We start from the raw sequence: 24,580 nt of genomic DNA, 5'->3' as shown, positions 1-24,580 counted from the left end.
ATCCGTCGGTCACAAAATACAAAAATTTCTTTTTCCTCATTTCAGATGAATTCATCTTTGTGTTTTCTTATATTTTCAACCAGTAATTCATAATCATCCATGGTATGAACCTTTACGATGGGCCGTTTTTCTGGTATTCAGAGCGGGGAAACGAGATCGGTTTTATCTGCAACCATGAAGGAATTCTGATTCCAGTCGAAGTGAAATACCAGAACAAGGTACATAGATCTGACTACCTTGGAATGAAAAGGGTATTCGGCAGAGGAATTCTCATCACCCAGGATGCGATCTTCAGAGACGAAAATATCGTGGCGATCCCGGCGTGGCTCTTCTTTGCGGTGTTTGAAGGGAACGAATAGCGACCTTTGGCTTCACAATGTTCAAAGAAATCTCTGTTCTCAGCTCTCAGCCCATAAGGAATCTTTCAAATGATCTCAGAAGAAGGCCCAGTGAAAGCCGAAACGACACAGTTTCTACAACTGGTCATGTTTTCTTCTCGCCTTCCTTCTGAATCTTCCAGAATCGAAGCCGAAAGGTTGGTGAACTATGCCGAAAAGATCGTCTCAGATTCGTGGCGCTCTTCAGCTCATACGCAAAGGGAACTTCACCGCCTTCAGCGATGTCGATCTGCTTGTAGTTTATGATGACCCAATCAGAGAAGATGCCTACAAAATAGTGAAAAAGACCATCAGGTTGAAAGGCCTCGAACTCCACGTCTATTCTCTGAGTGAATACAAACATGTCGGTATTTATCGAATGAATTTGATAAATTCGTGCGTTTTTATCGAACATCGCAAAGAAGGCGCAGTTTTCTACGTAATGGAGATGAATTTACGGATTCAGCGTGTTTGTGGTGAATGGTTCAGAGGCGGCGGAACCCCAAGAGAGTTTTACGAGCCATCACGGGTTGAAGCGGGAAGCCATAGGTTTTCAAGATTTCGAGTTGGGTTTATCATGATACATCAAAAGGATTCAGTGCACTTGAGGAACTGGCTGTCTCAGAAGTATTATGACGTTTTGCTTGACATGTTGTGGGACATATCGTATGATTTTAGTGGAGGTGATGATATGCGCTTTGTTTCAAGTAGAGACATCAGGAACAATCCGGCTGTGCTCTGGAAAGACAACGAAACAGTCATCACAGTGAATGGGAAACCAAAGGCTATTGTCATGAAAATCGATGGTGATCCAAAGGAAATTCTGGATTTCATGGAAAAAATAAGAGTTCAAATGGCAGTTGAGAAGTTACGGTTGTTCTCACTGGAAAAAGGATTGGACAAGCTCTCAGAGGATGAAATCGAAGAGATAGTAAGAGAGGCAAGGAAATAGAAATGAAAGTGGTTGTTGACACAAATGTTTTGGTATCTGGAATCATAAATCCACACGGCAGACCTGCCCATATTCTCAATCTTGTCCTGGATGGAAAGCTCATACTCTGTATTGATTCCAGAATATACGATGAGTATGAAAGAGTTCTTCTAAGTCCAAAGTTTTCTTTTCCTAAGGAGTATGTGAAAATACTCTTGGATTTCATAAAAAGAAAGTCTGTATTTGTAGTACCATCACCTCTTAGAATAGATCCACTCGACGAGTCCGATCTTCCCTTTCTGGAAGTTGCTTTTTCAGCAAAAGCACCTATCATAACAGGAAACAGAAAACATTTCGAGAACGTGAAGGGAATAGAAATATACACTCCCTCTGAGTTCATTGAGAAGTTCATTAGACACACTTTTTGAAAAGCTCTTTCTTATTCATCACCAGGGCATATTGTTTTGCCAGTGGGATCACACGCAAAATCATTCATACCTCTGAGGAGATCTTCTGTCCACCATCGGAGGGAACCCATTATTCCGGTTGGCTGAATAGTATCACTTTTTGAATCGATATTTCCTGTCCATATAGGGGTTTTAGCCTGAATTTGAATGACTATATCCCCTCCACTTATTAGAAAAGATCAACCAAGCCGTTTGTTGCACTCTGGCAGTCTTTTGTTCTCCTTTTCAAATCTCTTCAGCAGGGCTTTTTCTCTCTCTTCAGCCCTCTCTTTGTTAGATGTTTTTTCATACCTGAAGAACCTTGCCCCTGGACAGGTCTTTTTTCTAAAATGCTCACTAAGACGCTCTTTGAGCTTTCCATGACCAATGTAAACAATTTCTCTATTTTCATCTGCCAGTTCATACACACCAAATACATCTGGTACGTCTTTAATCTTCTCTTCTTTAAAGGGACTCCACTTCTTTTGAATTTCCCTTGCTTTTATTCGCTTCACCCCCTGCAGTTAATTCACTTGAATTATCTCAGTGATTTATGTTTAAATAATGTTACAATTTGTTCTGAATTTCTAAATAACACCATTCTTCAAAAACACTGATTGACAACGTTAATAATCGACAGGGTTATACAAAAAAGATACGAAAAGTCCTAGATCTCACTCTATCTCGACATCGTCGACAAACTCGACAGAGGCTGAACGGATTCGACAAACCGTCAAATCTCCACATACCAAAACTTTCCAGAGATCCTGTAACCTTCTTTTTCAGCAAGGAGTATTCGCTTTTGAAGGAGTTGATCCATGACTGAATACGCCGTTGTTCGCTTGAAGCCTTCTTTTTGGAGTGTTTCTATGATCTTTTCTCTGGAGTAAACAGAACCTCTCAGGACTCGGATGGCCTTTTTCTGGTTTTCTGTCAGGCTCAGGGTTAATCCGGTGTACTCTGCTATCGTTCTGTTGATCGAGTTGATTAGATCCTCTTTACTCAACCTTTCTTTGTGAATATTGTTGTAGATTGCCTTTGTCAGTATCCACAGACCATCTCTTGGGTTTCCATCGGAAAAATCGGCCACTACATCGAGCACTTCGTCTTCGATGAGTTCAATGTAGGATCCAAGTCTTTTGATGATCAACTCTTTGATCTCAAGTTTCTTCAGAGGTTCAACAAAAACGATGTCTGTGAATATGTTTTCCAGATTTCCTGCTTCGTTCCATCTCAGTCTGTCGGCGGCGTACTCCCGGTATATCGAAAAGGGAAGAGAGAGAACAACAACGAAATTTTCCATGATGATGAAATTCTTTATCGAATCTATCACCCTGAGAACGTCTTCCTTCTTCTCCTTGTCCAGTTCATCTATGATCAGAAGGAATTTTTCCTTTCTCTGAACCGTCTGTTTTATCAGTTCTCCGAGTTTTTCTCTGGCTTCGAAGAAGTTGAACCTTGGCCTAATCGACTTTTCGTGTGTCAGGCTGGCGTTCACACCAAAGGAAACACCAAGGGAAAAGCCCTTTATGGTTGAAACTTCATCTGTTATCCACTTTCTAACCTCTTTTGCAAGATCTGACACTCCCTCCACCTTCTCCAGGGAAAGTGCCAGGCTATGTAAAAGATCGTAGAGTATGCTCTCCATGGAGTCTCTGAGCGAAATGTTTACCCTGACCGTGAAGACTCCTTCTGGATTCACAAAGTTGAGTACCGTAGTTTTTCCAATGCCTGTCTCTCCAGAAACACCCACAATCCCAAAAGGTTGATGAAGTGCTATTGAATTCAGATAGTTTATCTCTCTGGCCCTGTCCACCAAATATTCTGATTCACCTTCTCTGAGCGGTCTGTCTACCAGAACACTCAAAAGATCGGCTACTGTTCGTTTCACAAAATCACCCCTGTTCTGTTTTCTGTTTTGTTTAGATTATACTACAAATTCCTATCTACATCTCGACATCGTCGACAAACTCGACAGACACCGGACAGGTTCGACAGCTTTCACAGGTAGATGTGACTTGAAAATCAAACACGTCGGTATTTATCGAACAGATCCGATAAAATCGTACGTTTTTATCGAATGAAATAGAAAAATTCGCACGAATATGGTGAAATGAAATGATATCTCTCCAGGAAGTGGTTCGCAGTGAGGATGGACGAGCTTTACATTATGAATCCGTGGTGGCGAGATCTGGAGGTTATAAACACTGATTGGCACATATCGATGTTTGAAAACAGCAAATTCAAATACTTCCCAGAAAATCTCTTTAGGAAGATTCCGCCGAACAAACCCGGGATATACACAATAAGAGGGCCTCGTCAGATAGGGAAGACCACCTTCCTTAAACTCTACATCAAAAGGTTGATCGAAGATGGTGTGAAACCATCCAATATATTCTTCTTCACGTGTGATGGAATAAAAGACAGGTTCGATCTGATAGAAACTGTGAGGGTTTACTTTCAGATGTTCGAAAGAAAACAGGGAGAGATCAGGTATATCTTCATTGACGAGATAACCACCATTGAGGACTGGCAGAAATCGTTGAAGTATCTTGTAGATATCGGCTTGCTCGACGACTGCCTTGTTGTTCTCACAGGCTCTTCCGCTTACGACCTGAAAAGGTCCAGTGAAAGACTTCCAGGAAGAAAGGGTCATGGAAAAGACCTGGTTTACATTCCCATCACGTTCGGAGAATTTCTGAGAAGTTCAGGAATTGAAGTTGAAAGAAAAACGATAGAAGAAATTCTCGAAAGTACCATTAACGATCTGAACAGACTATACCTTAGAAACGCTTTTTTAAAAGAGCACTTCATGAAGTACCTGAACACAGGAGGTTTTCCAAAGGTAATAGATGATTTTCTGAGGAAAGGCAGAATCACCGATACGACAAAGAACGTGTACAAAGACTTCATTCTCGGAGACGCAGAAAAATATCTAAGGGCAAGAACAAACTTGCTGGAGATATTCAGAAAACTTCCAGACATCGTTGGTCAGAGATTTTCCTGGAACTCCCTGGTTGACGTTTTCACAGGTACCGTGGAAAGTGTTGATACGATTCAGAAATACTTCGAATATCTGGGCTACAGTTTTATACTCATGAACGTCTTCTTCATCGATATTTCCAGAAAGACCATCAGACCCAAAAAACAAAAAAAGACCTACCCGATCGATAAAGTGATTGCCGATATAATATCTGACATCAGTGGGAAAACAATCAAACTTCCACAACTCATAGAGATGTTCACGCTGAGGCATCTTTTGAAAGGTTCTGACGTTATCCACCACGGCATGAATCTCTACGACGGGCCGTTCTTCTGGTATTCAGAGAGAGGAAACGAGATCGATTTCATCTACAACCATGAAGGAACCCTGATTCCAGTCGGAGTGAAGTACCAGAGCAGGATAAACAAATCCGACTATACTGGCATGAAAAGGGTGTTCGGGAAAGGAATTCTCATCACCCAGGATACCATCTTCAAAGACGAAGGTATCGTAGGTATTCCCGCATGGCTGTTTCTGGCCCTGGTGGAGGCTGATTGAGATTTTTTACCTGTGCAGGTTTTTGAAATGGTTTTTCAGATAGATCATCTCGTCTCTGTAGAGAAGTAAGATAAGAAATATCCCTGTGACGGATAGAGAAGAAAAGATTAGGGAATTTTGTAGGAAGGTTCCGAAGAATGAGAGAAAGGGAATATTCTTTTTTGTCCTGCAAGGGGCACTCATCGAAAAAATTGTAAACTAGTGGAATACTTTCTTGAGAGATATCTTTACTTTCCCCAAAACAAGTTCGTTGATCTCGCTTCTTAAAAGTTTTTCGATGAGCATGTATGAAACTGTGAGTAAAACACCGTTGATCAATAAAGAAGAAAAACTTCCACCGAAGGATATCCATCTGTTAATGGTTAGATAAATCACCAGAGTTCCAAAAGCACTAAGGAAATGTTTCCAGGAATTTCTCAGAAGCCCAGGAACATCTATGATTTTTCTTATGAACATCATCTGTGATAGAGTTACAAGGAACTCTGCAAAAACAGTTGCAATAGAAGCACCGATAGCACCATACTTTGATATAAGAAATAGATTTAGGGAGAAATTGGTAATAGCGCCAATAAAAACAGAAAGTGTGAATTCTTTTTCAAGTTGCATAGGAACCATGAGCTGTATTCCAAAAAAGTTACTCCACGATATGAATAAGACAATTGGGCATACTACCTTTATTACATGAAGAACTGGTTGAAACTCTTTTCCAAAAAATATCGGAACAAAATCTGGAGTTAGCAAATAGAGTGCCAGCGTTAGGAAAAGCCCTGCGTACGTTACAAAGCCGAAAGTCTTGACAGCATAGTTTTTTATAAGATCTTCTCTTCGATTGGAAACCAGATTTGATATTCTTGGCAACATAACTGTCCCAAGAGCTGTAATTAAAGAAAGGGCTGTCTTAACCAGGGTTAAACCCGGTGTATAAATTCCCACCTGGTCTTTCGAAGACAAAATACCAAGCATGGTCCTGTCAAGTATTGTGTACACCTGAATGGCTATCAATGGCACAAAGAGTTTCAAGGAACCAGGCAGGTGCTTGAATAACCCTTTTATGGATAGCGATATTCCCTTTGAGATATGCCGAAACAGAAATTTCCACACTATCAATTGACTTATCAAATTACCAAGCGCACTGATTGATGTGTAGATTACAAAATCATCTTTCTCTTTCACAAAGACAAATATCAGCCCAGCTGTTATCAAACGAGCAGTGAATCCCCTCAGAGAAACTATTCTGAACTCTTCTATGCCCATGAATAAAAAAGAAAGATCTAAAACAGTAGCTAGTAGGTTCAATATCTGAATCAGATAAACTACCAGAAATGAAGGTTTAAGAAGAAGCAGGAAAATAATGTAAGCACCGCTGGCAATTGAAACTGTGATACACCTCAGCCAGAACAGTTCCCAGAAAGTCTTTGATAATTTCTCCCTATCATCACGAACGTAAGCGATCAATCTGTTACCGTACAAATTCAGGCCCAGCGTTCCAAAGAGTATAAAATATTGAATTATTGAATTAGCGAAAGAAACTATTCCAAAACCAGAAGGATCCAGAACACGTGTTACGTAGGGAGTTGTTATGAGAGGAACCAAAATGTTGGAGATTTGTAGAAGAACGTTATACAAATAGTTTCTGGTTATTCCCATTCATATCACCTGTTTTATCTTCTCCATCGCTCTTTCGATCACCTGATCCATGTTGTAGTATCTGTACTCGGCAAGTCTTCCAACGAAGATGAACTCACCCGTTCTTTCAAGTTTCTCCACTTCCTTCATGTAAAGGTCTCTCTTTTTCATGTTGTCCTGTGTCATGACTATGTAGTAGGGCTCTCCTTCAGGGAGGGGATATTCAAAGCACACGGTGGTTTTGCTGCTCTTTTCGTTCAAAAAGTGCTTGTATTCTGTCACCCTGGTCCAGTCGTAATCGTTTGGATAGTTCACAACCGCAACGGGCTGATAGTACTCTACATCCAGCGTCTTGAACTCGAGTTTCAAAGATCTGTACTCCAGTCTTCCATGAACGTAGTCAAAGAACCTGTCCAGTTCTCCTGTGTAAACGGTGAGCTTTGGTTTCAACTCGTCTTTTATCTCAAAGTAGTCCACTCCAAGAAGAACGGCTATGTTTGGATGGTCGAGCATTCTCTCCACCATCTTCGTGTACCCTTCTTTTGGTATGCCCTGGTATCTGTCCGAAAAGTATCTGTCGTCTCTGTTTGTTCTGACAGGGATTCTTTTTGCTACATCCGGAAGGAGCTCTTCAGGGTCTCTTCCCCACTGCTTGATCGTGTAGTTTTTGAAGAAGAGTTCGTACAGTCTTTCTCCAACCTGTGAAACCACAACGTCTCTGAAGTTCTTTGGTGGGTCGTTGTATTTTGATTTCTTCACTTCTTTTTGCAGAAACTCTTCCACTTCGTATGTGGCAAGTTCTATTCCAAAGATCTGCGCTATTGTGTCTCTGTTTATTGGAAATGGCACAAATTTTCCTTCCACATAGCTGAGCACTCTGTGCTGGTAGTAGTGGAACTCAGCGAATCTGTTGACAAAATCCCAAACTTTTTTGTTGTTCGTGTGGAATATGTGTGGGCCGTATGTGTGAATGGTGATGTTGTTTGTGTCTTTCTGGTCGTGGCAGTGTCCTGCCACGTGTTTGAGTCTCTCGACTACAAGAACTTTATGTCCTGCTTCTGCTAGTATTCGTGCCGCTGTGGATCCAGCAAGGCCGGAACCTACAACTATGAAATTGAACGTCATCGTAAATATACCTCACTCTCCAAAAAATAGTTTTCCGACTTCTTTTCTATACCGTTTTGCAAAAAGTTCTACTGTGTAAAATCGTTCGTATGTTTCTAAGTTTTTTTGGCCTAGTTTATCCAAAACACTTTTGGAACAAGAAGCTACTTCTAATATCTTCTGTGCAAGACTTCGTGGCGTTAGCTCTTCGAAAAGAAGTACTCCTTCGGACTGTCTGGCAACAAACTTATTGCCACCTGTTTTTGATGCAATAACAGGCTTTCCAATAGACATCACTTCCAATAAAACAAGATCAAAATATGTCCTTCTATTAGGTAATACAAAAACGTCTGCGGCATTGATAATACTGCCTGGATCATTTGTCCAACCCACCTCTACCCACCTTTTATCTTTCGGTCCTTTTAAAGGCTCCTGTTTCCCAGCAATTAGAAAATAAATACTGGAATTTTTTTTCCACACTTCCTCAGCTGCTTCACATAGAAGATCATATCCCTTCACTTTTGTATGCCTACCAACGTAGCTTACAACGAATGAATCTACTGGTATGTTGTACTTTTCTCTGATAAAATCTCTTTCTTCAAATACCGGTAGTCTTTCAACTCCTGTTGGTACATAGAATACCTTTTTTTGAGAAAACAATCTTTCAAATTCCTTCCAGGTTTCAAAATAAGGTTCAGTGGATTCCTCACAAGGAAACATCAGGTAATCACTATTCTGAAAAGCTAGGAAATCGATCATTTGATAGTATCTTTCCAATTTATTTATGTATCTTTCCAATTTACGTTCTTTTGATATATCATTTTGCAACAATCTATGAAAATTACCCTGGATAAGATTTATTACTTCGCGATGTGTTGCTTCAGGGGAATGAGATGTTAAAATGACTGGTGTTTCGGAAAAAGGATAGGGTAATTTTTTCCTTACTATGAAAAAACTCATTATATCATATACACTATGAAAGTGAATAAATCTGATATCATTCTCCGTTAATTCCATCAACACCTTTATGATTTGCTTATGTGCAGTATGTTTTAATATTATTTTATGGTTAATGATGTATAACTGTGCTAGCGCACTAGGGAAGATATTTAATAAAGTAGATTTAAGCCATTTTCTTATGGAAAATGCTAAATATCTGTCCTTAATCTCCTTTCTTCCGTTTATGTGGGACTCTTTAGAGGCACTTATTATAAATATGTCGTTTATTTGTGTTCTTTCAAGTCCTTGTCGCAGATTATAAAGATAAGTAGATGGTCCTCCTGCTCGTGGTAGTAACTTAAAAGAAGCAAAAATCAAACCCTTCATTTTTTATTTTTCCCCCTTATCAAACTATAAATCTTTATCTCCCTTTTCACTATCTCTTCCCACGTAAATCCTTTTGCTCTTTCTATCAACCTGTTTCTATCATAGCCTTTCTTCAGAACATCAACCACTTTTCTGGCAAACCTCTCTTCGAAGTTTTCTCCCTCTTTCACCACGTATTCTTCAAAGCCTATTGCTTCTGGAATTCCACCACTACTGCTTCCAACAACACACGTTCCACAGGCCTGGGCTTCCAGCACAACACATGGCCATCCCTCATTTCTGCTTGGAAGAACCATCACATCCATTGCGTTCATGTACTTTGCAACTTCCAGCTGTGGCACTCTTCCAGCAAAAACAACGTCAAGTCCTTTCATCTCTTTTAGTATTTTATCTCTTAGCGCTCCATCTCCGACGATTAGAAATTTGATGTTTGGAAGTTCTTTAGCTATTTTTCTGAATATCTCAGGCAGTTTATCTGCCCTCTTTATGGGTATGAGATTTCCAACAAAACCAACGTAATGTGTGTTTTCTCTGTATATTCCAAGTGCCTTTCTCACATGATCCTTGTCCATTGGTTTAAAGACCTCTGGATCATACCCGTTTGGTATCACAACCGCGTTTTTTCCAGAGTATCCAAAAGATTTTGCCTTCTCAAGAAGTGCTTTACTCACAAAGATACATTTTGAAGCGTTTTCAAGGATCGCAATGTATCTTTCTTTTCTTTTTGGCATTAGCAAATTCACATCACTACCGTGCAATGTTATTACAAAAGGCTTATTGTATTCTTTTGCCAAAAGATATGCAATCTCTCCAGCAGGAATTGAGTACATACCATGAGCATGTATGAGGTCGAATTTGGGGACTTCAAGGAGTGATTTTATTCTATTTGAATATTTTTTTATTAATCCATAGTAAGATATCAAGCCTGTTTTGAACAAAATTGCCTTTGAAAGGTTGCGCCGAATCAAAATTGGTGTAAGTTCCACTTTTCCCATTCGATTCAGAGGTGTGCCAGGATTTTTCTTCAGTATTTTCCTTGCCAGTTTTATGGCCCAGTTGTCTTCAAGCCCAAGCGATACGGCAGAATAATCAACATCAGATTTTGTAAATTGCTCAAGCCTTTTCACCACAAATATTCCGGCCATAGGGTTACTATTGGTTGGTGCAAGATTTGTGATCACTAAAATTTTCATCTTTTTCTCCCCAACAAGACTTGAATTAAATTTACCAAAGAAATTCTACCACATAGATAACACAGAAATGAACTTTTTGCGTTATTCCCAACGACATTTTATTTTAACCAACTTGGTACGTTTGCTGAAACAGGCATGAATAAAGAACAAATACCTCATTATCTTTCATTAGCCTTAACTAAGTTCCAGAACAAGCTTGAACAAAGGATTTTTTCCAGAAAAACATCATTTTTACTGTGATATTCAAAGGTACTCATCCCCAATCTTAGGCAGGTTTGTTATGTCTGCCGCACCCCTCAGGACTGTTTAGACCTGCACGACAGAGCCTGGAACTTGAGCAGCATTCCAGGGTGTCATGACCTGTCTAACGTAGCCACTTGTGTGGCTGAGGGTAGTCAACTAAGGCTTTTCAAGCCTCCGCCTTTACAAGCGGTGGGTAGTTGACTTTAAAACTTGCCAACATAGAGCGTAATTGCAGAGTCTGTTTATCTTGATTTGTATAATTTTAAAAAGTCATTAGGGGTATAAATTGTTAAACCATCAATTGCTTGAAAATGCTTTTCGTTTCCAGTAATTATTGGCACGTTTGTGAATAAAGCTACTTCTATAAATGGCAAATCACCTTCATCTATTAAATCCAGCAAAACCGGCGGTGGAGACACTAAAATCGCCGTGGATTCAATGAAGTCAATTAAATCATCAACTAACTTTTTTGGAAATCCAAACTTATCTCTCAACAACACATTTCTATACTCGTTAATTATCCTACTGTCAGCACATATCAATAGTTTTCCTGAAAGCACTAAATTCAAAACTTTAGCAGGAAGCCCTCCTGGTTTCAATATTCCAGAAACTATTACATTAGTATCAACGACTACCTTCATTTCGCACCTCATCGATTATCTCTTCTATTTCTTTATCACTGAGTTTATCCAAATTTTTTTGTTTTGAAATAAGTCTCATTTCTTCAACTGCTCTCATGGCTTTTACCTGCCTAAATGCGGCTAAATTACTTTCTATATCAAGATCGTTTTCAATACGAATAACAATTGCTATAGGCTTTCCATTTGAAGTAATGATGGTTTCATTTTCTTTCCACAAAATAGCAGGGTTGGAACGTATTTCTTTACTTTTTACATAACGTATTGCACGCATCATATCACCTCCTATATCCTACTTTTAATCATACCATATTCAGTACCTTAGACAACAAATATGGATTATGTTTTGTCTCTTGAACATCTCATTAACCCCCTGAAAATAAAGAGTCACTTCAATGAAATTCACTAAAAGGTTCTATCATACAAAATATATCTTTCCAGGTTCAGAAAGCCTATACTCAAGATTTTTATTTTTTACCCCTACTGGTGTTATCCCCAACAACATTTTATTTTAACCAGATTGGTACGTTTGCTGAAACAGGCATGAATAAAGAACAAACACATTACTGTCCTTCATTAGCCTTAACTAAGTTCCAAGACAGGCTTGAATAAAGAGTTTCTTCCAGAAAAGCGTTATTTTTACCGTGATGTTCAAAGGAAGGGGTATTCTACATAACGTATTCATTCGTATACTATATAGTGGGAAGAACACCCGGGTGCTCCCAAAAAATTTAAGGAGGTGTTATAGTGAAGCAACTTAGAATTGTTTACAACACTGGTGAACTGTCACAAACAGGTCGTCCCATCCTGCGCAGAAACAACATCGATGTAGAAGATTCTGTAGATTCCACAAAGGCTATGCAAATAGCTCAGACTATAGCTGCTCTTACAAACTACACTGTCCAGGAAGTTTATTTGATAGTCACCACACAGGTTATGTAAGGAGGTGTAAAAAATGAAAAGGCTGTTTCTTGATTTTGTGGACCAAGTAGAAGGTAAAAGAAGAAGGATAACTATCCAGTCACCAAAAGAAGATCTAACAAGCCAGCAAGTTTCAGATGCAATGGATACGTTCATAAGCCTTGGAGTAGTGCCAAGTACTTATGTAAAAGACAGAGCAGCGATAGTAGAAACAACCTCTAATGAATTTTTCAACTTACTCTGAGGAAGTGATTGAATGAATCTGTTTGAGACTTTTCAAATTATTGGAAGGATCGTGTCTTTGGGAGTGTTTCTTGTAGAAAGGCCAAAAGATGGAGTAAACAAGAAAGAGGAAGTCAAAAAAATGGTTTTCGATTTTCTGGATGATTTCAACATAAGGCTGCCTATACCAGATATTGTCCTTGATTATGTCCTTGATTTCATGATCGACAATTTAGTGGATTTCCTAAACCAAACTTTATGGAAAAAGCAGGCAGCATAAGAACGAGGAGGGGTCATCCCTCCTCTTTTGAAGAGTATTTTGAAAAATACCAGCCTTTGCTGAAAAAGATCTGTAAAGAGTTCTGGAAAAAGTATTGTTATAAGATTGATTCATGGAATGATTTGTACCAGACAATACAGTATTTGTTTATCTATGCATACAATATCTGGCAGCCTGAAAAAGGTTCTTTTGAAGGTTATTTGGAAAAAGTGATCAGATACAAATTGAAATCTATGATGAACGGAGAATATGCACCGTGGAGTAACAACAGCCCATTTACGTTTTTGAAAGACAGAAAAATGCAGCTTTGTTTTATGGAAGAAGATATTTTAGAACAGTACATGTGAATAAAGATTGAAAGCAAAACCCCCTTTTCGAAGGGGGTTTTTCATTTGCCAAAGTTTCTGAACAGCAAAGAAAAACATTTATCCCTGAACGCCAGCAAAATGGTTGTGAGATCAACTTTGAACTTTGTGTATTTTCAATCTTTTGGTTATGAAGATACCAGAGGGCAGGTTTTTTCTGTTGGAAAGAGGTTGGTGAAGGTAATTGCTTTTCAAAGCCAAACCTTACTTTTCAAAGTGTTTTGAATAAAGGCTTATCCTATTATTCTTGCTTTTTCCAAAATTTCAAGCAATTCTTTTTTTCTACCTTCGTAGGAATAGTAATCAAAATCAATGTTATAATCGATCTTTCCAATTCTTTTGGCAGTTTCAACTTGTTTGGAAAATTCATCAATATCTTCCGCAAAAAGTACTGGTAAATCCCCAAATTCTTCAACCAAGCCTGGTTTGTAGGAAACAATTGGAAGATTAAAGTACATGAATAAGAGATATTTACTGTTTAAACCTATAAACTTGAAAGCTTCTTTTTTTCTATTATAAGGAACAATTGCAAAATCCGCATGTTTTACATATGGCAAATAATCTTCAGGCGTCATGTATCCATGAATAAAGATATTTTTTTTCTTTCTAAGTTCTCTCTTTTCAAAATAAGAAAGGCAATTACCAATTATATGAAATTCTACATCTGAATGGACTGAAGAAATATGCTCAAGGGTTTTGTAGTCAATAGGGGTAAAACCTACGTAAACAGCTTTTTTTAAGCCATTTGAACAATATGGATTATCCATTTTTCTAGGGATTGGTGCACTAAAACCATTTTTCCAAGTAAATACCTTGTTTCGAAAACCAGGGTCTATATAATTAAGGAATATATCTCTTACAATAAGCACTAGGTCGGATTTTTTTATAGCCCTTTCTTCTAGTTTCCTTAAGTACTTACTCTTCATTAAGACCCACACAGGATCAGACTGCCTGTATATTAAACTCACATTTTGGGGTATAATATCAACTAAAAACAAAGGCTTTCCTGATTCTATAACTACGAGATCATATGAGTTAAAATTAATATTCTTAACACTTCTAATGTGATTACAGTGAGTTAATTTCATAGCAATTTTCGGAAGCCAAAACATTGAGTTATCATCATAGGGAATTAAAATACTGTTGGCATATATTTGTTGTACGGGCTTGTTTGAAGGGAATTTTGTGTTTTTTTTCATTCTGTACACAGGAAAAACAAGATGCGTCACACTGTGCCCTTCTTCAGCAAGTGCTTGGCAGAGAATATCAATTCCTCTATTAGAATTACTCCAAGGAATTGATGATATTACTAAAACTTTCACTCAAAGCACCTCCTTATTGAATTGAAATATTTTATTGTGTTTGCGAAAGGATTGTTCAATAACCCATGAGAACATTAAAATGATAAATGGATATATAAATACGTTTAAGAAAAAGTAATTTATTCTTATGCAAGAAAAAGTCCCGGGATAGACTATCGAATATAACAAATTCCAGAAAAAACTGGTTCTCGTAATCAAATACATTTTGTATGAAAACCCTATAAGGAAACCTATTAAGGAAATCACAATAAGCCCACCCCATCCCCAGTCTTCCCAAGTCAGTGCTGTAAAATCTACAGTTCCATGAGGACCAAGATAGTATGATGGAGTAAAATGTGGAGGAGATACTATTTTTTCAATGATGCTATATATCAATCTACTACCTGTGCCAAACATAGAATAAGTAGGGTTACTATCAAAAATGATCATCGCGTTATTTACATTCTTACCTAAATAGGCGACCAAAATATATTTAATGACATCTGAGATATTTTCTAATGAAAATAATCCTATATCCCTTCTTGTTGCGTTTAAAACGCCAAAACGAAGTATTTCGGAAAATACTATTAAGAATAAAAGTAGTATAACCAAAGATAGTATTAGTTTGATACTTATTCTCTTGTTAAAACCTATTTTATATTTGGCATATAAAGCGACAAATACTAACAAAATAACAATTGTTAGTTGCCTGGCACCCCTAAAAAAAAGCATCATAGATACTATGAAAGAGATTACAAGCTTTATTTTGAGCCTTTTTTTTGTAAGGTTATATCTTTCTGCCGGCAGACTTGAAAGAAAATAAGTATATATGCCCACAACTATTGGAAGGAAATTATAAAAGGTTCTAAACCAATTGCTTTCATCCTGTAAAGTCACATAAGCAAGATTAGCTAAACCAAGTCCTTGTGAAAACAATATTGTTGGTTTTTTGAGTAAATCCCACATAATGTAAAAATTAATTATTTCTGAAATCAACACAAGGAGAAGTAATAAGTCTGCAATTTGTATTAAAAAAATATTAGACAATTTAATACATTGCGCTGAATGTTGGGCATTTCTAACTCTCAATTTTTGTATATTTTTAATCGAAAAGAACCCTAATATTATGAAGAAGTATAGGAATCCAAAAAAGAGCATATATTTAAGAAAAGCAGAAGCTGTTAAATGGTAAGAAACACTTTCTAATCCGGGGACAGTATTTTTAAGTCTCTCAAAAGTTAATAACCATATAAAAAATTGACTTAAAAATATCAAGGGTGTAATCACTATTGGTGAAATAAGTGTTTTGATCTTCATTTTTTAAAACCTCCTCGAAGAGATCAGAAATAATTGTGCTCTCTCATAATTTTGTATACCTTTATTAGAGATAAAATAGCTCTTTCCCATGAGTATTTTTCGAGAAGATTTTTGGCTTTATCTTCATCGAATTTTAAATTCTCGAGTGCTTCTTTTAAGCTTGATACATTGAATGGATCAAAGAATGTAACAACATCAGAGAACAATTCTTGAAAAGCCTCTATTTTAGAGGCTATCACGGGTGTTTGTAGTGACAAACTTTCCAATATTGGCAATCCAAAACCCTCGAAAATAGAAGGAACTATGACTGCCTTTGCATATTTAATAAGTGAAAATACCCCTTCATCATTTATATAATTTGTAAAAATGATATTTTTTTGATCGATAGTATTTACCTGTAAATTCAAAGATCTTAAGACTTGATTACTTGGCTTTTGGCCAATAATCACAAATATCTTATCCTTCTCTTCAGAGGCAACTTTCAATACTATTTCAAGATTTTTATGTTTTGTTAAAGTGGCTAAGACCACGTAATATTGATGTTTCTTAACTCCCCATTTTACGCAAACTTCATCACTTAAGTTGTATCGCTTTGTATGTTCCCAACCAGGATATACTATGGAAATTCTCTCTTTTAAGGACGGAAACCACCGCAGTATGTTTAACTTAGTATGTTCAGAGTTAGTCAAAACGAATATATCTTTAGCTTTTGAGACATGATTGACAATGATTTTTTGATATATGCTATATCTTCTTGAGAAGTATTGCTTATATTGGATAGGATGAATATCATGCAAATAATAAACCCCTCTTTTCACAAACAATGGAAAGGCACCTGAGAACGAGAAACAGATTGCATCGTTTTTTTGTACAAATCTTGCAAGATTTATATGCTCCCATAAAGATCCTTTAAGATTGCCTATTGGAATCAATAAGATGTTTTTCAAGCACAAATTTTCAGGAATTTTTTCTCTATTGGGAACTGCAACTACTATCTTATCATTGAAATGGCTGTAATATTCGTCCATCTTTTTCAGAAGTTCGAATGCTACACGTTGCGTGCCTGTTATGTTTTGAAGAAGAAATTTTCCGTTTATAACTATCACGAGATTTACACCTCCGAAATATAACTTACCAAGACAATTTTTGCCAAGAATGTGTCAAACATACTGTTGGATGAATATCCTCTCTTGATTGATAAACCCTCCATCAATCGATCACTTCCTATAGATCGATATATGATTTTCTATGAACCTGTCGTATATCTCTTTATATCTATGACTTACATAGTCGTTTTCATTCAGTATCTTGAGGAGATTTAATGCAAGATCCTCTTTTTTTGAATAAACGCTGTCTATCATCTCTCCCACACATCCTACATCTGTGCTCACAACGGGTACTCCCTGGTTTAACGCTTCAAGTACCACAAGCGGCATTCCTTCAGAATCGGAGGTGAGCAGAAACACATCAAAATCTGCCATGAGTTCCACAGCGTCCTTTCTGAAAGGAAGAAAATACACTTTCTTTGCCACATCCGGATGCTCGTCGAGCCATTTTTGTACGAGTTTTCCGTAACTGTCGTCGACGATGCTTCCACCAATCCATACAAAAACGACATCGTCTCTTTCTTTGAGAACCAACTCTGCCACTTCAAGAAACCTGAGAGGATTTTTTGGGGGATCCAGTCTTGCCACGTTTCCTACTATTTTTGTGTTTTCTGGTATGCCGAGTTCTTTTCTCAGTTTTCCTCTGGATGCAGGTGGCTGAGGAATCAAAGCGTTTGGAATGATAACGTACTGTGAGTCTTTTCCTATATTCCATTCTTTGGCTTTCAAAAGTTCTCTGTGGCACAGCAGTACGATCTTATCACAGAATTTTGCGGCGAACCTTTCGGCAAGGATGAGGAGTTTTCTTTTTAAACCTCTGTACTGTTCTATTCCCCACCATCCATGAACCGTGTAGATCACGTTTTTAACACCGGCTCTTTTTGCGGCTATTCTTCCCAAAAAACCGGCTTTCGAAGAGTGACAGTGAACAACATCGTATTTTCCATCCTTTATGAGTCTTTTTATTTGAAAATAAGCCCTCAGATCCTTAACTGGAGAAATCTCTCTTACAAGATCAGGAATGACATGTACTTTCACATTTATCTTTTTTAATTCTTCTATCAATTGACCGTTCTCTGGACCACAGGCAACTTCAACTTCGAACTGATCTGGATAATACTTTTTCAAACCATAGACTATGGAATAAAGTACTTTTTGACCTCCTGCCCAGTCTGATCGTGTGATCAGTTGTAAAACTTTTATCTTATCTCTATTTTCCACAACATGGCCTCCAGTGTTTGAAATGCCATTTTCACCCAATCTTTCCCAAACCTTCTTTTATTCTTTCAAGTTGTTTTTCATCGGCAATCAATATGCCGTTTTCTGTTTCCACGACGATTACGTCTTTCAAACCAATAACCATCGTTGGCTTTGTAGTTTTAACAAATGCGTTGCTGTCTATTAATACCACACCGGGTGAATTTTTTATTCCAAGGTCTTTTAATGATTTGAAATTTCCAACATCAGACCAGATAAAGTCGCTTTTTACCATGTATATTCTATCTGCTTTTTCCATCAATGCATAATCGATGCTTACAGATGGTACTTTTTGATAAACACTTTCTATATCTGTCTGGTTTAAAAATGGTTCAATTACCTGCGGCGCATGTTTTTTCATCTGTTCTACAAAATAATCTTTTTTGTACATGAACATACCGCTGTTCCAGTAAAAACTTCCTGAATTTACATACTCCACAGCTGTTTCGTAATTTGGTTTTTCCCGAAACAGTTTCACAGAAAATATATCTTGCTCGATCTGTTCATCTATTTCTATATAGCCATAACTTGTTTCAGGCCTTGATGGAACTATTCCAAAAGTAATTATACCTTCGTGATCTTCGAGAAATCTTTGAGCCTTTTCAACACAATGCCAGAATTTTTCCGTCTGGGGTATGTAGTGATCTGCAGGAACTATGAAAATGGTTTCGTTATTCTGAAAATTCAGGCTTGCAAAAGTGCATGCAGGTGCGGTGTTTTTCTTTGAAGGTTCAAGGAGGATGTTTTCTTCAGGAAGCTCGGGTATTTCAGAAAGGGTTTTTTCTTTGTAGTTTTTGTGTGTCACTATGTATATGTCTTTTGGACTGGCTCTGAAGGAGAGTCTTTCAAAGGTCTGTCTGAGTAATGTCTTTTCACCAAAGACTGTTAGAAACTGCTTTGGTGTCTGGACCGTCGACAACGGCCAGAAACGTTCCCCGCTTCCCCCAGCCAAGATTATTGTTTTCATTATATGCCTCCTGATTGTATTGTATCTCTAACTTACAACATTAGTATATCACACAGACATTGCTTTTCAAATCTCACGGTTTTTATTGATATTTGTTGATTACTGTAAGAATAACACCAGATTCTTGTTCTTTCTCGGTGTGGCTTGTAATTACTTGTGCTTATGATGTTTGGTGTGTGAAAATTTTTTCTGTATAATTTTTCAAGGTGATAAATATGTACGAATATGGTGAATTGATCAAGGTAGCAAAATTATATTATTTGAAGAGAAAACCCCTTCGGGCGATTGCAAAAGAACTGAAAACATCTATAGCTACAGTATCAAGAATGCTTGCTGAAGCCAGCCGGGTGGGAATAGTTAAATTTGAAATAACTGACCCCCGCGAGCGCGTGGAGATTCTGGAAAGATCTCTTGCAAGGCGCTTTGAATTGGTAAAAAGTCTTGTTATTTCTCAAAATGTGAATGAGAGCCAGTCGAGTTTGAAGAGATTACTGGCGCTCCATTCTACAAATCTGGTTATCGAGACTTTATCCCCCGGTGTAATTGTTGGTATTGGACCTGGTGAAACAATAGCAGAATTAGTCAGTTCTTTCACCAGAGATCATTTTATGGAAGATATAAAATTGGTGCCACTGATGGGAGGCTGGAGTTTATACGATCTTGAACACGAGACAAACAAGCTTGTGACAGAATTTGCAAGCGTGCTCGGAAGTGATTATCACATTTTGCCTGCACCTGCTTATGTGAGCAGTCAGAACCTTCGAGAATTAATTATGAAAGAACCTCAAATTTCTGCAATAACGCAATTGTGGAAACATATTGACACAGCAATATTTTCAATAGGCCCCGAGATAGAACACGGCCTTTTTCGACAGTTAGTTCCAGATGAAAATCATATCCATGAGGCAAAGAAATTAGGGGCTGTGGGTGATATTCTGGGATATTTAATAGATGAAAATGGGAATGTACTGGATATTGATTTCAACAGAAAACTTGTTTCAATTCCTCTTGAAGAACTTCGCAATATACCTGTGAGAATCGGTATTGGCGGGGGAAGGTTAAAATACAGGGCTATAAAAGCTGCTTTGAAGGCTAAATACGTCAATATTCTCGTCACAGATAGCGAAACAGCATCAAGACTGTTAAATGAAGAAGGGGGTATATCATGACTGAGATGCTTAAAGAAATGTTTGGTACCTCAAAACCTATAATCGGTATGGTGCATTTTCCACCATTGCCTGGATCACCTCTGTACAATCCAGATGTAACTTTGAATGAAATTTCAGATCAGGCTTTGAAAGAGGCATCAATACTTGTAAAACTCGGTTACAATGGTATAGTTTTCAGCAACGAGGGGGATAGACCTTATCTGCGTAATGTTTCGAAATACACTGTTGCAGTAATGGCCAGATTGATAGAAAAAGTTGTCTCAAAGGTGAAGATACCCTTTGGCGTCTCTGTCCTTGCCGACCCAGAGGCAGCCATATCTGTAGCAGAAGCGGTCGAAGCAAATTTTGTGCGAACTTTTCTTTCATGGGTTTATGTTGGTGATTGGGGAATAGTTGACCCTGATGCCGGCAACCTTCAAAGAATTAAGGCAAGCTTGCATGGTAAATGCAAAATCTTCGCAAATGTAAGCGGGCACACTACCCCGCTGGGAGGGCGAAGCATAGGGGATATCACAACGGGAGCTGTTTTCTTTGGCCTCGCTGACGCTATATGTTTAGCAGGAACAACTGCGGGAAAACCGGTGAGTGAATCAGATATTTTAGAAGCCAGAGATCATTCGGCAGGAAAACCCGTTTTTGTTGGAACAGGTGTAAATGTGAACAACATCGAGCGGATGCTGGAGCTTTCAGATGGAATTATTGTTGGTACAAGTATAAAGAAGAACGGAAATACTTTCAACCCAATAGATGAAGAAAGAGCGAGAATCCTGATTGAAAAAGCTAAAAAATGCATAAAGGAGTAACTTCCATGAATGTTGTAGAAATGCTGGGTATAAGCAAACAGTTTCCCGGGATTCTTGCGCTTAATAATGTAGATTTCGACTTGAAAGAAGGCGAAATCCATGGGCTTGTTGGAGAAAATGGGGCTGGCAAATCAACACTTGTCAAGATATTAACGGGAGTTATCAAACCGACTGCTGGATCCATTCTAATTTATGGTTCGAAGGTTTCAAAATGGGATATTTCAGAGGCTTACAAATACATAGGAGCTGTTTACCAGGAAAGAGAGCTGGTGCCCTTTTTCACCGGGCTCCAAAATCTTTTTCTGGGCTTTGAAATTTCTAAGGGCTCCTTTCTCATTGAGCGTGAGATGTTCAAACAAGCAAACAAGCTCTTGAACAGATACAAGATTGAAGTACCACTTGATATACCTGTGAACGAACTCAGTCCGGGGCAGCAGCAGATGGTGACGATTTTGAAAATCCTGTTCAGAAATCCAAAAGTAGTCGTTTTTGATGAACCAACGGCACCTTTAAGTTTATCTGAAAAGAAGAGTTTGTACGAATTGATTAAAAATTTAAAAGCAAAAGGGGTGACGATACTTTACATATCACATTACCTCTCTGAAGTTTTGGACCTGTGCGACCGAATAACTGTTCTTCGCAATGGAATAAAAGTGTCTACAGTAGAAAGTTCAAAAGTTACTGAAGATGAATTAATTGAATTAATGATAGACAAGAGCATTAAGGAACAATATCCCAAAGAATGTGTTGAACCTGGAGAAATAGTTTTCGAAGCAAAAAATGTGAGTTTCGATAAAATGGGTATTCATGATGTTTCTTTCAACATACGCTCAGGTGAGATAGTTGGATTTGCTGGACTTGTTGGAGCTGGAAGAACAGAGCTTGCACGTGCAATTTACCTTGGCAAAAAATTCGATCGTGGCGAAATCTACATTTTTGGTAATAAATTTGTATCTAAGTCAAGCTGGCATTCTATTAAAAATGGAATTGTAATGATCCCGGAAAACAGGAGAACAGAAGGTTTGATACTGGATTTATCTATAAAAGAAAACCTGACCCTGCCAGTATTGAAAAATCTTTCTAATATGGGATTTATTGCTGAATCAGTGGTTGCTCAAATAAGCGAAAGAATAAGAGAAAGACTTTCTATAAGATGTTCTTCATTGCGCCAAATGGTGAGAACACTCAGCGGAGGAAATCAGCAAAAAGTATCTTTGGGAAAGTGGTTTGCCGGTAAAGCAAAGGTGTGGATTTTTGATGAACCAACACAGGGAATAGATGTAGAAGCTAAAAGAGAAATTTATCAAATCATGGGAGATCTTGCTAAAAATGGAGCGGCTATCTGGTTCATCAGCTCTGATCTGAAAGAACTGGTAGCAATATCTGATCGTATATATGTCATGAGAAAAGGAAAAATCATCTCTGAACATCAAAGACCTTTTAATGAAGCGCAAATACTTCGGCAAATGCTGGGGGGTGAGGAGTTTTGATAAAAAAGGAATTCGGAATGACCAGTTTTTTTGCAAAGTACGGCACTATAGCAGCTTTGATTCTTCTGTTTATCGTTTTTTCAATAATTGTGCCTGGTTTTCTCAGTTATTCTAATTTTATAAACATACTTCGCCAGATGTCACTTCTTTTCATATTATCGGTTGGTTTTACTATGTGTCTTATAGTAGGAGAACTGGACCTGTCATTTGCCAATGTGGCAAGCCTTTCAAGTGTTATTGTGGCTAAGTTGATAGTCAGTGGTTTAAATTATTTGATAAGTATAGTTATTGCTTTATCTATAGGAGCTTCTATAGGACTATTCAGCGGATTGCTTGTGACTCTCGTTGGCATTTCTTCTTTGATAACGACTCTGGCTATGGGCATAATAGTGAGTGGCGTTACTTATATGTACACTAAGGGTGTTTCTGTCTATGGTCATATGCCAGCTCCATTTCTCCAGCTTGGCCGAGGGATGATAGGTTCTATTCCTATTCTTGTGATAATCATGTTTATTGTCCTGATAGCAGCACAGGTTTTTGTAAAGCAAACTCGTTTTGGCCGCTATATGCAAGCAACGGGCGGTAATCGTACTGCTGCACTGTTGGCCGGAGTGAATGTGACTGCATATAAAATTCTTGGCTTAGTTTTTTCAAGTCTGGGCGCTGCTTTTACCGGCATTTTATTGACATCTCGGCTTGGAGCTGCTAATCCTGAAGGAGCCGCTGGTTTTCTAATGGATGGGTTTGCAACAGCACTTCTTGGGCAAACTGTAATCAGTGTTGGAAGAGCCAGCCCTATAGGAACTTTTGTGGGGGCACTTCTTGTAGGTATCCTGAACAATGGCATGACTTTATTGGGGGTTCCTTATTATGTACATGATATTGCAAAGGGGATAATTATCATTCTTTCAGTAGTTATAACATCAATCCACGCCCTCAAATTGGAGAGGGCGTAACTGAAAGGGGGTGTTTCAATGAAAGCCACTGTGATTTTTGTGGTTATCTCTTTACTCTTAGTGGGAAGTGCTTTTGCAATTAAAGTCGGATTTATCGCCACGAATTTTGCTGCTGAATCTCAGGCAAGAGTGGCAAACGCATTTGAAAAACTGGCAAAGGCAAATGGCTGGGAACCAGTTATGCTTAATTCAAAAGGTTCATATGAGACACAAGCAAATCAGCTGGAAAACCTTGTTCAAATGAAAGTTGACGCCATAGTTATGGCAATGTCTCATCCTTTGGAAATCAAACCAGCGCTTGAGAAGGCATTTGCCGCGAAAATTCCTGTGATAACAATTGATTCAGGTTATGTTGAAGGAGTTGTTGCGGATATCACCTGTGACAATTTTGTCATGGGTGCGAAGATCTCTACATATTTTGTTGATTCACTGGGCGGTCAGGGCAATATAGTTGTGATCAAGTTTGAAAAACATCATGGTACGAGAAAAAGGGGAAAGGTTTTGGATCAGGTTCTCTCAGAATATCCGGGCATAAAGGTACTGGCTGAATACACTGTACCTGCATCGGCAAGATTTATGGAAGATACCCGCTCGGCAATGGAAACTTATGCGCAGAGATTTGGTAAACAGATTAACGGTGTCTGGTGCGCTTTTGATCAGCTGGCGTATTCGGCTTCTGACGTGCTTCAAGAATATGACCTTAAGGATGTTATCGTTGTCGGTGTTGATGGCAATCAGGAAACCTTCAGGAGGATCAAAGAAGGTATCATGACCGCAACGGTTGCTCAGCCTTTTGAAGAAATGGCGTCTGTTGCAATTGATTTGATCAGGAAAATAGTGGTCGACAAAATACCTGCAGCTGAAGCGGCTCCACGTAAGATTATATATGTGGATGCGCCGCTTGTTGACATTGGTAATGTCGATCAACATCTCACAAAAGGCGAGTAGATTTAAAACAATAAAGGGTGGGCGATTATCGCCCGCCTTTTTAATCAGGAAAG

27 protein-coding genes and 1 pseudogene are annotated in these 24,580 nt (G+C 38.3%); 14 read left to right on the top strand and 14 right to left on the bottom strand.

Annotated elements, in window-relative coordinates:
* Positions 1 to 98: 98 nt before the first annotated feature.
* From TEL01S_RS06110 to TEL01S_RS06100, 3 genes and pseudogenes are all read left to right on the top strand, one after another.
* Positions 99 to 359: pseudogene (locus tag TEL01S_RS06110) on the top strand (ATP-binding protein); the annotation flags it as partial.
* 187 nt (positions 360 to 546) lie between these two features.
* Positions 547 to 1,329, top strand: coding sequence for a nucleotidyltransferase domain-containing protein (locus tag TEL01S_RS11150; RefSeq protein ID WP_028844001.1), 783 nt, complete (start codon positions 547 to 549; stop codon positions 1,327 to 1,329).
* A 2-nt stretch (positions 1,330 to 1,331) separates the two neighbouring features.
* Positions 1,332 to 1,736, top strand: a complete 405-nt coding sequence (locus TEL01S_RS06100) for a putative toxin-antitoxin system toxin component, PIN family (RefSeq protein WP_028844002.1) — start codon at positions 1,332 to 1,334, stop codon at positions 1,734 to 1,736.
* An 11-nt stretch (positions 1,737 to 1,747) separates the two neighbouring features.
* Here the strand turns inward: TEL01S_RS06100 and cmr1 are convergent, their stop codons facing one another.
* From cmr1 to TEL01S_RS06090, 3 genes are all read right to left on the bottom strand, one after another.
* Positions 1,748 to 1,918 (bottom strand): type III-B CRISPR module RAMP protein Cmr1, encoded by a 171-nt coding sequence (gene cmr1, locus TEL01S_RS11145; protein ID WP_228369053.1) that lies wholly within the window; start codon positions 1,916 to 1,918, stop codon positions 1,748 to 1,750.
* A 36-nt stretch (positions 1,919 to 1,954) separates the two neighbouring features.
* The gene (locus TEL01S_RS06095) at positions 1,955 to 2,269 is read right to left on the bottom strand and encodes a DUF7508 domain-containing protein (protein ID WP_012003236.1); all 315 of its coding nucleotides are present in this window, start codon (positions 2,267 to 2,269) and stop codon (positions 1,955 to 1,957) included.
* A gap of 218 nt (positions 2,270 to 2,487) precedes the next feature.
* Positions 2,488 to 3,645 (bottom strand): AAA family ATPase, encoded by a 1,158-nt coding sequence (locus TEL01S_RS06090; RefSeq protein ID WP_012003235.1) that lies wholly within the window; start codon positions 3,643 to 3,645, stop codon positions 2,488 to 2,490.
* 255 nt (positions 3,646 to 3,900) lie between these two features.
* On the opposite strand from TEL01S_RS06090, the gene TEL01S_RS06085 reads away from it, so the two are divergent.
* Positions 3,901 to 5,295 (top strand): ATP-binding protein, encoded by a 1,395-nt coding sequence (locus TEL01S_RS06085; RefSeq protein WP_028844003.1) that lies wholly within the window; start codon positions 3,901 to 3,903, stop codon positions 5,293 to 5,295.
* 198 nt (positions 5,296 to 5,493) lie between these two features.
* Here TEL01S_RS06085 and TEL01S_RS06080 read toward each other — a convergent pair whose 3' ends face one another.
* The 6 genes from TEL01S_RS06080 to TEL01S_RS06055 all read right to left on the bottom strand — a co-directional run bounded on the left by TEL01S_RS06080 (position 5,494) and on the right by TEL01S_RS06055 (position 11,702).
* On the bottom strand, positions 5,494 to 6,942 hold the full coding sequence (locus TEL01S_RS06080; protein WP_051366187.1) for a flippase: 1,449 nt from the start codon (positions 6,940 to 6,942) through the stop codon (positions 5,494 to 5,496).
* Complete coding sequence (glf, locus tag TEL01S_RS06075; RefSeq protein WP_028844004.1) at positions 6,943 to 8,046, bottom strand: UDP-galactopyranose mutase; 1,104 nt, start codon at positions 8,044 to 8,046, stop codon at positions 6,943 to 6,945.
* Positions 8,047 to 8,058: 12 nt separating this feature from the next.
* A complete protein-coding gene (locus tag TEL01S_RS06070; RefSeq protein ID WP_028844005.1) occupies positions 8,059 to 9,351 on the bottom strand; it encodes a glycosyltransferase family 4 protein in 1,293 nt (430 codons plus the stop codon).
* On the bottom strand, positions 9,348 to 10,544 hold the full coding sequence (locus TEL01S_RS06065) for a glycosyltransferase family 4 protein (protein ID WP_028844006.1): 1,197 nt from the start codon (positions 10,542 to 10,544) through the stop codon (positions 9,348 to 9,350). The genes TEL01S_RS06070 and TEL01S_RS06065 overlap by 4 nt, the downstream gene beginning before the upstream one ends.
* Before the next feature lie 485 nt (positions 10,545 to 11,029).
* Entirely contained in the window at positions 11,030 to 11,428 is a 399-nt protein-coding gene (locus TEL01S_RS06060) for a putative toxin-antitoxin system toxin component, PIN family (RefSeq protein WP_028844007.1), read from the bottom strand.
* Positions 11,412 to 11,702 carry a hypothetical protein gene (locus TEL01S_RS06055; RefSeq protein WP_232504342.1) on the bottom strand — a complete coding sequence of 97 codons (291 nt, stop codon included), beginning with the start codon at positions 11,700 to 11,702 and terminating at the stop codon, positions 11,412 to 11,414. The genes TEL01S_RS06060 and TEL01S_RS06055 overlap by 17 nt, the downstream gene beginning before the upstream one ends.
* 470 nt (positions 11,703 to 12,172) lie before the next feature.
* Here TEL01S_RS06055 and TEL01S_RS06050 point away from each other — a divergent pair, with 470 nt between their 5' ends.
* The 5 genes from TEL01S_RS06050 to TEL01S_RS06030 are packed head-to-tail and all read left to right on the top strand — an operon-like array spanning position 12,173 to position 13,438.
* Positions 12,173 to 12,367, top strand: coding sequence for a DUF1659 domain-containing protein (locus TEL01S_RS06050; RefSeq protein ID WP_028844009.1), 195 nt, complete (start codon positions 12,173 to 12,175; stop codon positions 12,365 to 12,367).
* Between the two features lie 13 nt (positions 12,368 to 12,380).
* Positions 12,381 to 12,590 carry a DUF2922 domain-containing protein gene (locus TEL01S_RS06045; protein WP_028844010.1) on the top strand — a complete coding sequence of 70 codons (210 nt, stop codon included), beginning with the start codon at positions 12,381 to 12,383 and terminating at the stop codon, positions 12,588 to 12,590.
* A 12-nt stretch (positions 12,591 to 12,602) separates the two neighbouring features.
* Positions 12,603 to 12,848, top strand: a complete 246-nt coding sequence (locus TEL01S_RS06040) for a hypothetical protein (protein ID WP_028844011.1) — start codon at positions 12,603 to 12,605, stop codon at positions 12,846 to 12,848.
* Positions 12,827 to 13,195 (top strand): RNA polymerase sigma factor, encoded by a 369-nt coding sequence (locus TEL01S_RS06035; protein ID WP_028844012.1) that lies wholly within the window; start codon positions 12,827 to 12,829, stop codon positions 13,193 to 13,195. Before TEL01S_RS06040 ends, TEL01S_RS06035 begins: the two co-directional genes overlap by 22 nt.
* A gap of 45 nt (positions 13,196 to 13,240) precedes the next feature.
* A complete protein-coding gene (locus TEL01S_RS06030) occupies positions 13,241 to 13,438 on the top strand; it encodes a hypothetical protein (RefSeq protein WP_028844013.1) in 198 nt (65 codons plus the stop codon).
* Positions 13,439 to 13,446: 8 nt separating this feature from the next.
* Here TEL01S_RS06030 and TEL01S_RS06025 read toward each other — a convergent pair whose 3' ends face one another.
* The 5 genes from TEL01S_RS06025 to TEL01S_RS06005 form a co-directional block, all read right to left on the bottom strand.
* A complete protein-coding gene (locus TEL01S_RS06025) occupies positions 13,447 to 14,535 on the bottom strand; it encodes a GumK N-terminal domain-containing glycosyltransferase (RefSeq protein ID WP_028844014.1) in 1,089 nt (362 codons plus the stop codon).
* Entirely contained in the window at positions 14,536 to 15,831 is a 1,296-nt protein-coding gene (locus TEL01S_RS06020; RefSeq protein WP_028844015.1) for an O-antigen polymerase, read from the bottom strand.
* A gap of 23 nt (positions 15,832 to 15,854) precedes the next feature.
* A complete protein-coding gene (locus tag TEL01S_RS06015) occupies positions 15,855 to 16,937 on the bottom strand; it encodes a glycosyltransferase family 4 protein (RefSeq protein WP_028844016.1) in 1,083 nt (360 codons plus the stop codon).
* A 111-nt stretch (positions 16,938 to 17,048) separates the two neighbouring features.
* Positions 17,049 to 18,158, bottom strand: coding sequence for a glycosyltransferase (locus TEL01S_RS06010; RefSeq protein WP_028844017.1), 1,110 nt, complete (start codon positions 18,156 to 18,158; stop codon positions 17,049 to 17,051).
* 31 nt (positions 18,159 to 18,189) lie between these two features.
* On the bottom strand, positions 18,190 to 19,161 hold the full coding sequence (locus TEL01S_RS06005; protein WP_028844018.1) for a mannose-1-phosphate guanylyltransferase: 972 nt from the start codon (positions 19,159 to 19,161) through the stop codon (positions 18,190 to 18,192).
* A 215-nt stretch (positions 19,162 to 19,376) separates the two neighbouring features.
* Here TEL01S_RS06005 and TEL01S_RS06000 point away from each other — a divergent pair, with 215 nt between their 5' ends.
* From TEL01S_RS06000 to TEL01S_RS05980, 5 genes are read left to right on the top strand one after another with little or no spacing between them, the layout of a single operon-like run.
* On the top strand, positions 19,377 to 20,330 hold the full coding sequence (locus TEL01S_RS06000; RefSeq protein ID WP_028844019.1) for a sugar-binding transcriptional regulator: 954 nt from the start codon (positions 19,377 to 19,379) through the stop codon (positions 20,328 to 20,330).
* Positions 20,327 to 21,133, top strand: a complete 807-nt coding sequence (locus tag TEL01S_RS05995; protein WP_051366185.1) for a BtpA/SgcQ family protein — start codon at positions 20,327 to 20,329, stop codon at positions 21,131 to 21,133. The genes TEL01S_RS06000 and TEL01S_RS05995 overlap by 4 nt, the downstream gene beginning before the upstream one ends.
* 5 nt (positions 21,134 to 21,138) lie before the next feature.
* Positions 21,139 to 22,623 (top strand): sugar ABC transporter ATP-binding protein, encoded by a 1,485-nt coding sequence (locus tag TEL01S_RS05990; protein WP_028844020.1) that lies wholly within the window; start codon positions 21,139 to 21,141, stop codon positions 22,621 to 22,623.
* Positions 22,620 to 23,579 carry an ABC transporter permease gene (locus TEL01S_RS05985; RefSeq protein WP_028844021.1) on the top strand — a complete coding sequence of 320 codons (960 nt, stop codon included), beginning with the start codon at positions 22,620 to 22,622 and terminating at the stop codon, positions 23,577 to 23,579. The genes TEL01S_RS05990 and TEL01S_RS05985 overlap by 4 nt, the downstream gene beginning before the upstream one ends.
* Positions 23,580 to 23,597: 18 nt before the next feature.
* Entirely contained in the window at positions 23,598 to 24,527 is a 930-nt protein-coding gene (locus TEL01S_RS05980; RefSeq protein WP_051366183.1) for a sugar ABC transporter substrate-binding protein, read from the top strand.
* Positions 24,528 to 24,580: the final 53 nt, after the last annotated feature.

The organism is Pseudothermotoga elfii DSM 9442 = NBRC 107921 (assembly GCF_000504085.1).
Taxonomy (GTDB): Bacteria; Thermotogota; Thermotogae; order Thermotogales; family DSM-5069; genus Pseudothermotoga_B; species Pseudothermotoga_B elfii.
This window is presented reverse-complemented; position numbering and strand designations above follow the sequence as displayed.

Excerpts from the sequence above, each read along its gene's own strand:
- TEL01S_RS11150 (WP_028844001.1), top strand. The coding sequence starts at position 547 with ATGCCGAAAAGATCGTCTCAGATTCGTGGCGCTCTTCAGCTCATACGC.
- TEL01S_RS06100 (WP_028844002.1), top strand. The coding sequence starts at position 1,332 with ATGAAAGTGGTTGTTGACACAAATGTTTTGGTATCTGGAATCATAAAT.
- TEL01S_RS06080 (WP_051366187.1), bottom strand. The coding sequence starts at position 6,942 with ATGGGAATAACCAGAAACTATTTGTATAACGTTCTTCTACAAATCTCC.
- glf (WP_028844004.1), bottom strand. The coding sequence starts at position 8,046 with ATGACGTTCAATTTCATAGTTGTAGGTTCCGGCCTTGCTGGATCCACA.
- TEL01S_RS06070 (WP_028844005.1), bottom strand. The coding sequence starts at position 9,351 with ATGAAGGGTTTGATTTTTGCTTCTTTTAAGTTACTACCACGAGCAGGA.
- TEL01S_RS06065 (WP_028844006.1), bottom strand. The coding sequence starts at position 10,544 with ATGAAAATTTTAGTGATCACAAATCTTGCACCAACCAATAGTAACCCT.
- TEL01S_RS06060 (WP_028844007.1), bottom strand. The coding sequence starts at position 11,428 with ATGAAGGTAGTCGTTGATACTAATGTAATAGTTTCTGGAATATTGAAA.
- TEL01S_RS06055 (WP_232504342.1), bottom strand. The coding sequence starts at position 11,702 with ATGATGCGTGCAATACGTTATGTAAAAAGTAAAGAAATACGTTCCAAC.
- TEL01S_RS06045 (WP_028844010.1), top strand. The coding sequence starts at position 12,381 with ATGAAAAGGCTGTTTCTTGATTTTGTGGACCAAGTAGAAGGTAAAAGA.
- TEL01S_RS06040 (WP_028844011.1), top strand. The coding sequence starts at position 12,603 with ATGAATCTGTTTGAGACTTTTCAAATTATTGGAAGGATCGTGTCTTTG.
- TEL01S_RS06035 (WP_028844012.1), top strand. The coding sequence starts at position 12,827 with ATGGAAAAAGCAGGCAGCATAAGAACGAGGAGGGGTCATCCCTCCTCT.
- TEL01S_RS06020 (WP_028844015.1), bottom strand. The coding sequence starts at position 15,831 with ATGAAGATCAAAACACTTATTTCACCAATAGTGATTACACCCTTGATA.
- TEL01S_RS06005 (WP_028844018.1), bottom strand. The coding sequence starts at position 19,161 with ATGAAAACAATAATCTTGGCTGGGGGAAGCGGGGAACGTTTCTGGCCG.
- TEL01S_RS06000 (WP_028844019.1), top strand. The coding sequence starts at position 19,377 with ATGTACGAATATGGTGAATTGATCAAGGTAGCAAAATTATATTATTTG.
- TEL01S_RS05995 (WP_051366185.1), top strand. The coding sequence starts at position 20,327 with ATGACTGAGATGCTTAAAGAAATGTTTGGTACCTCAAAACCTATAATC.
- TEL01S_RS05990 (WP_028844020.1), top strand. The coding sequence starts at position 21,139 with ATGAATGTTGTAGAAATGCTGGGTATAAGCAAACAGTTTCCCGGGATT.
- TEL01S_RS05980 (WP_051366183.1), top strand. The coding sequence starts at position 23,598 with ATGAAAGCCACTGTGATTTTTGTGGTTATCTCTTTACTCTTAGTGGGA.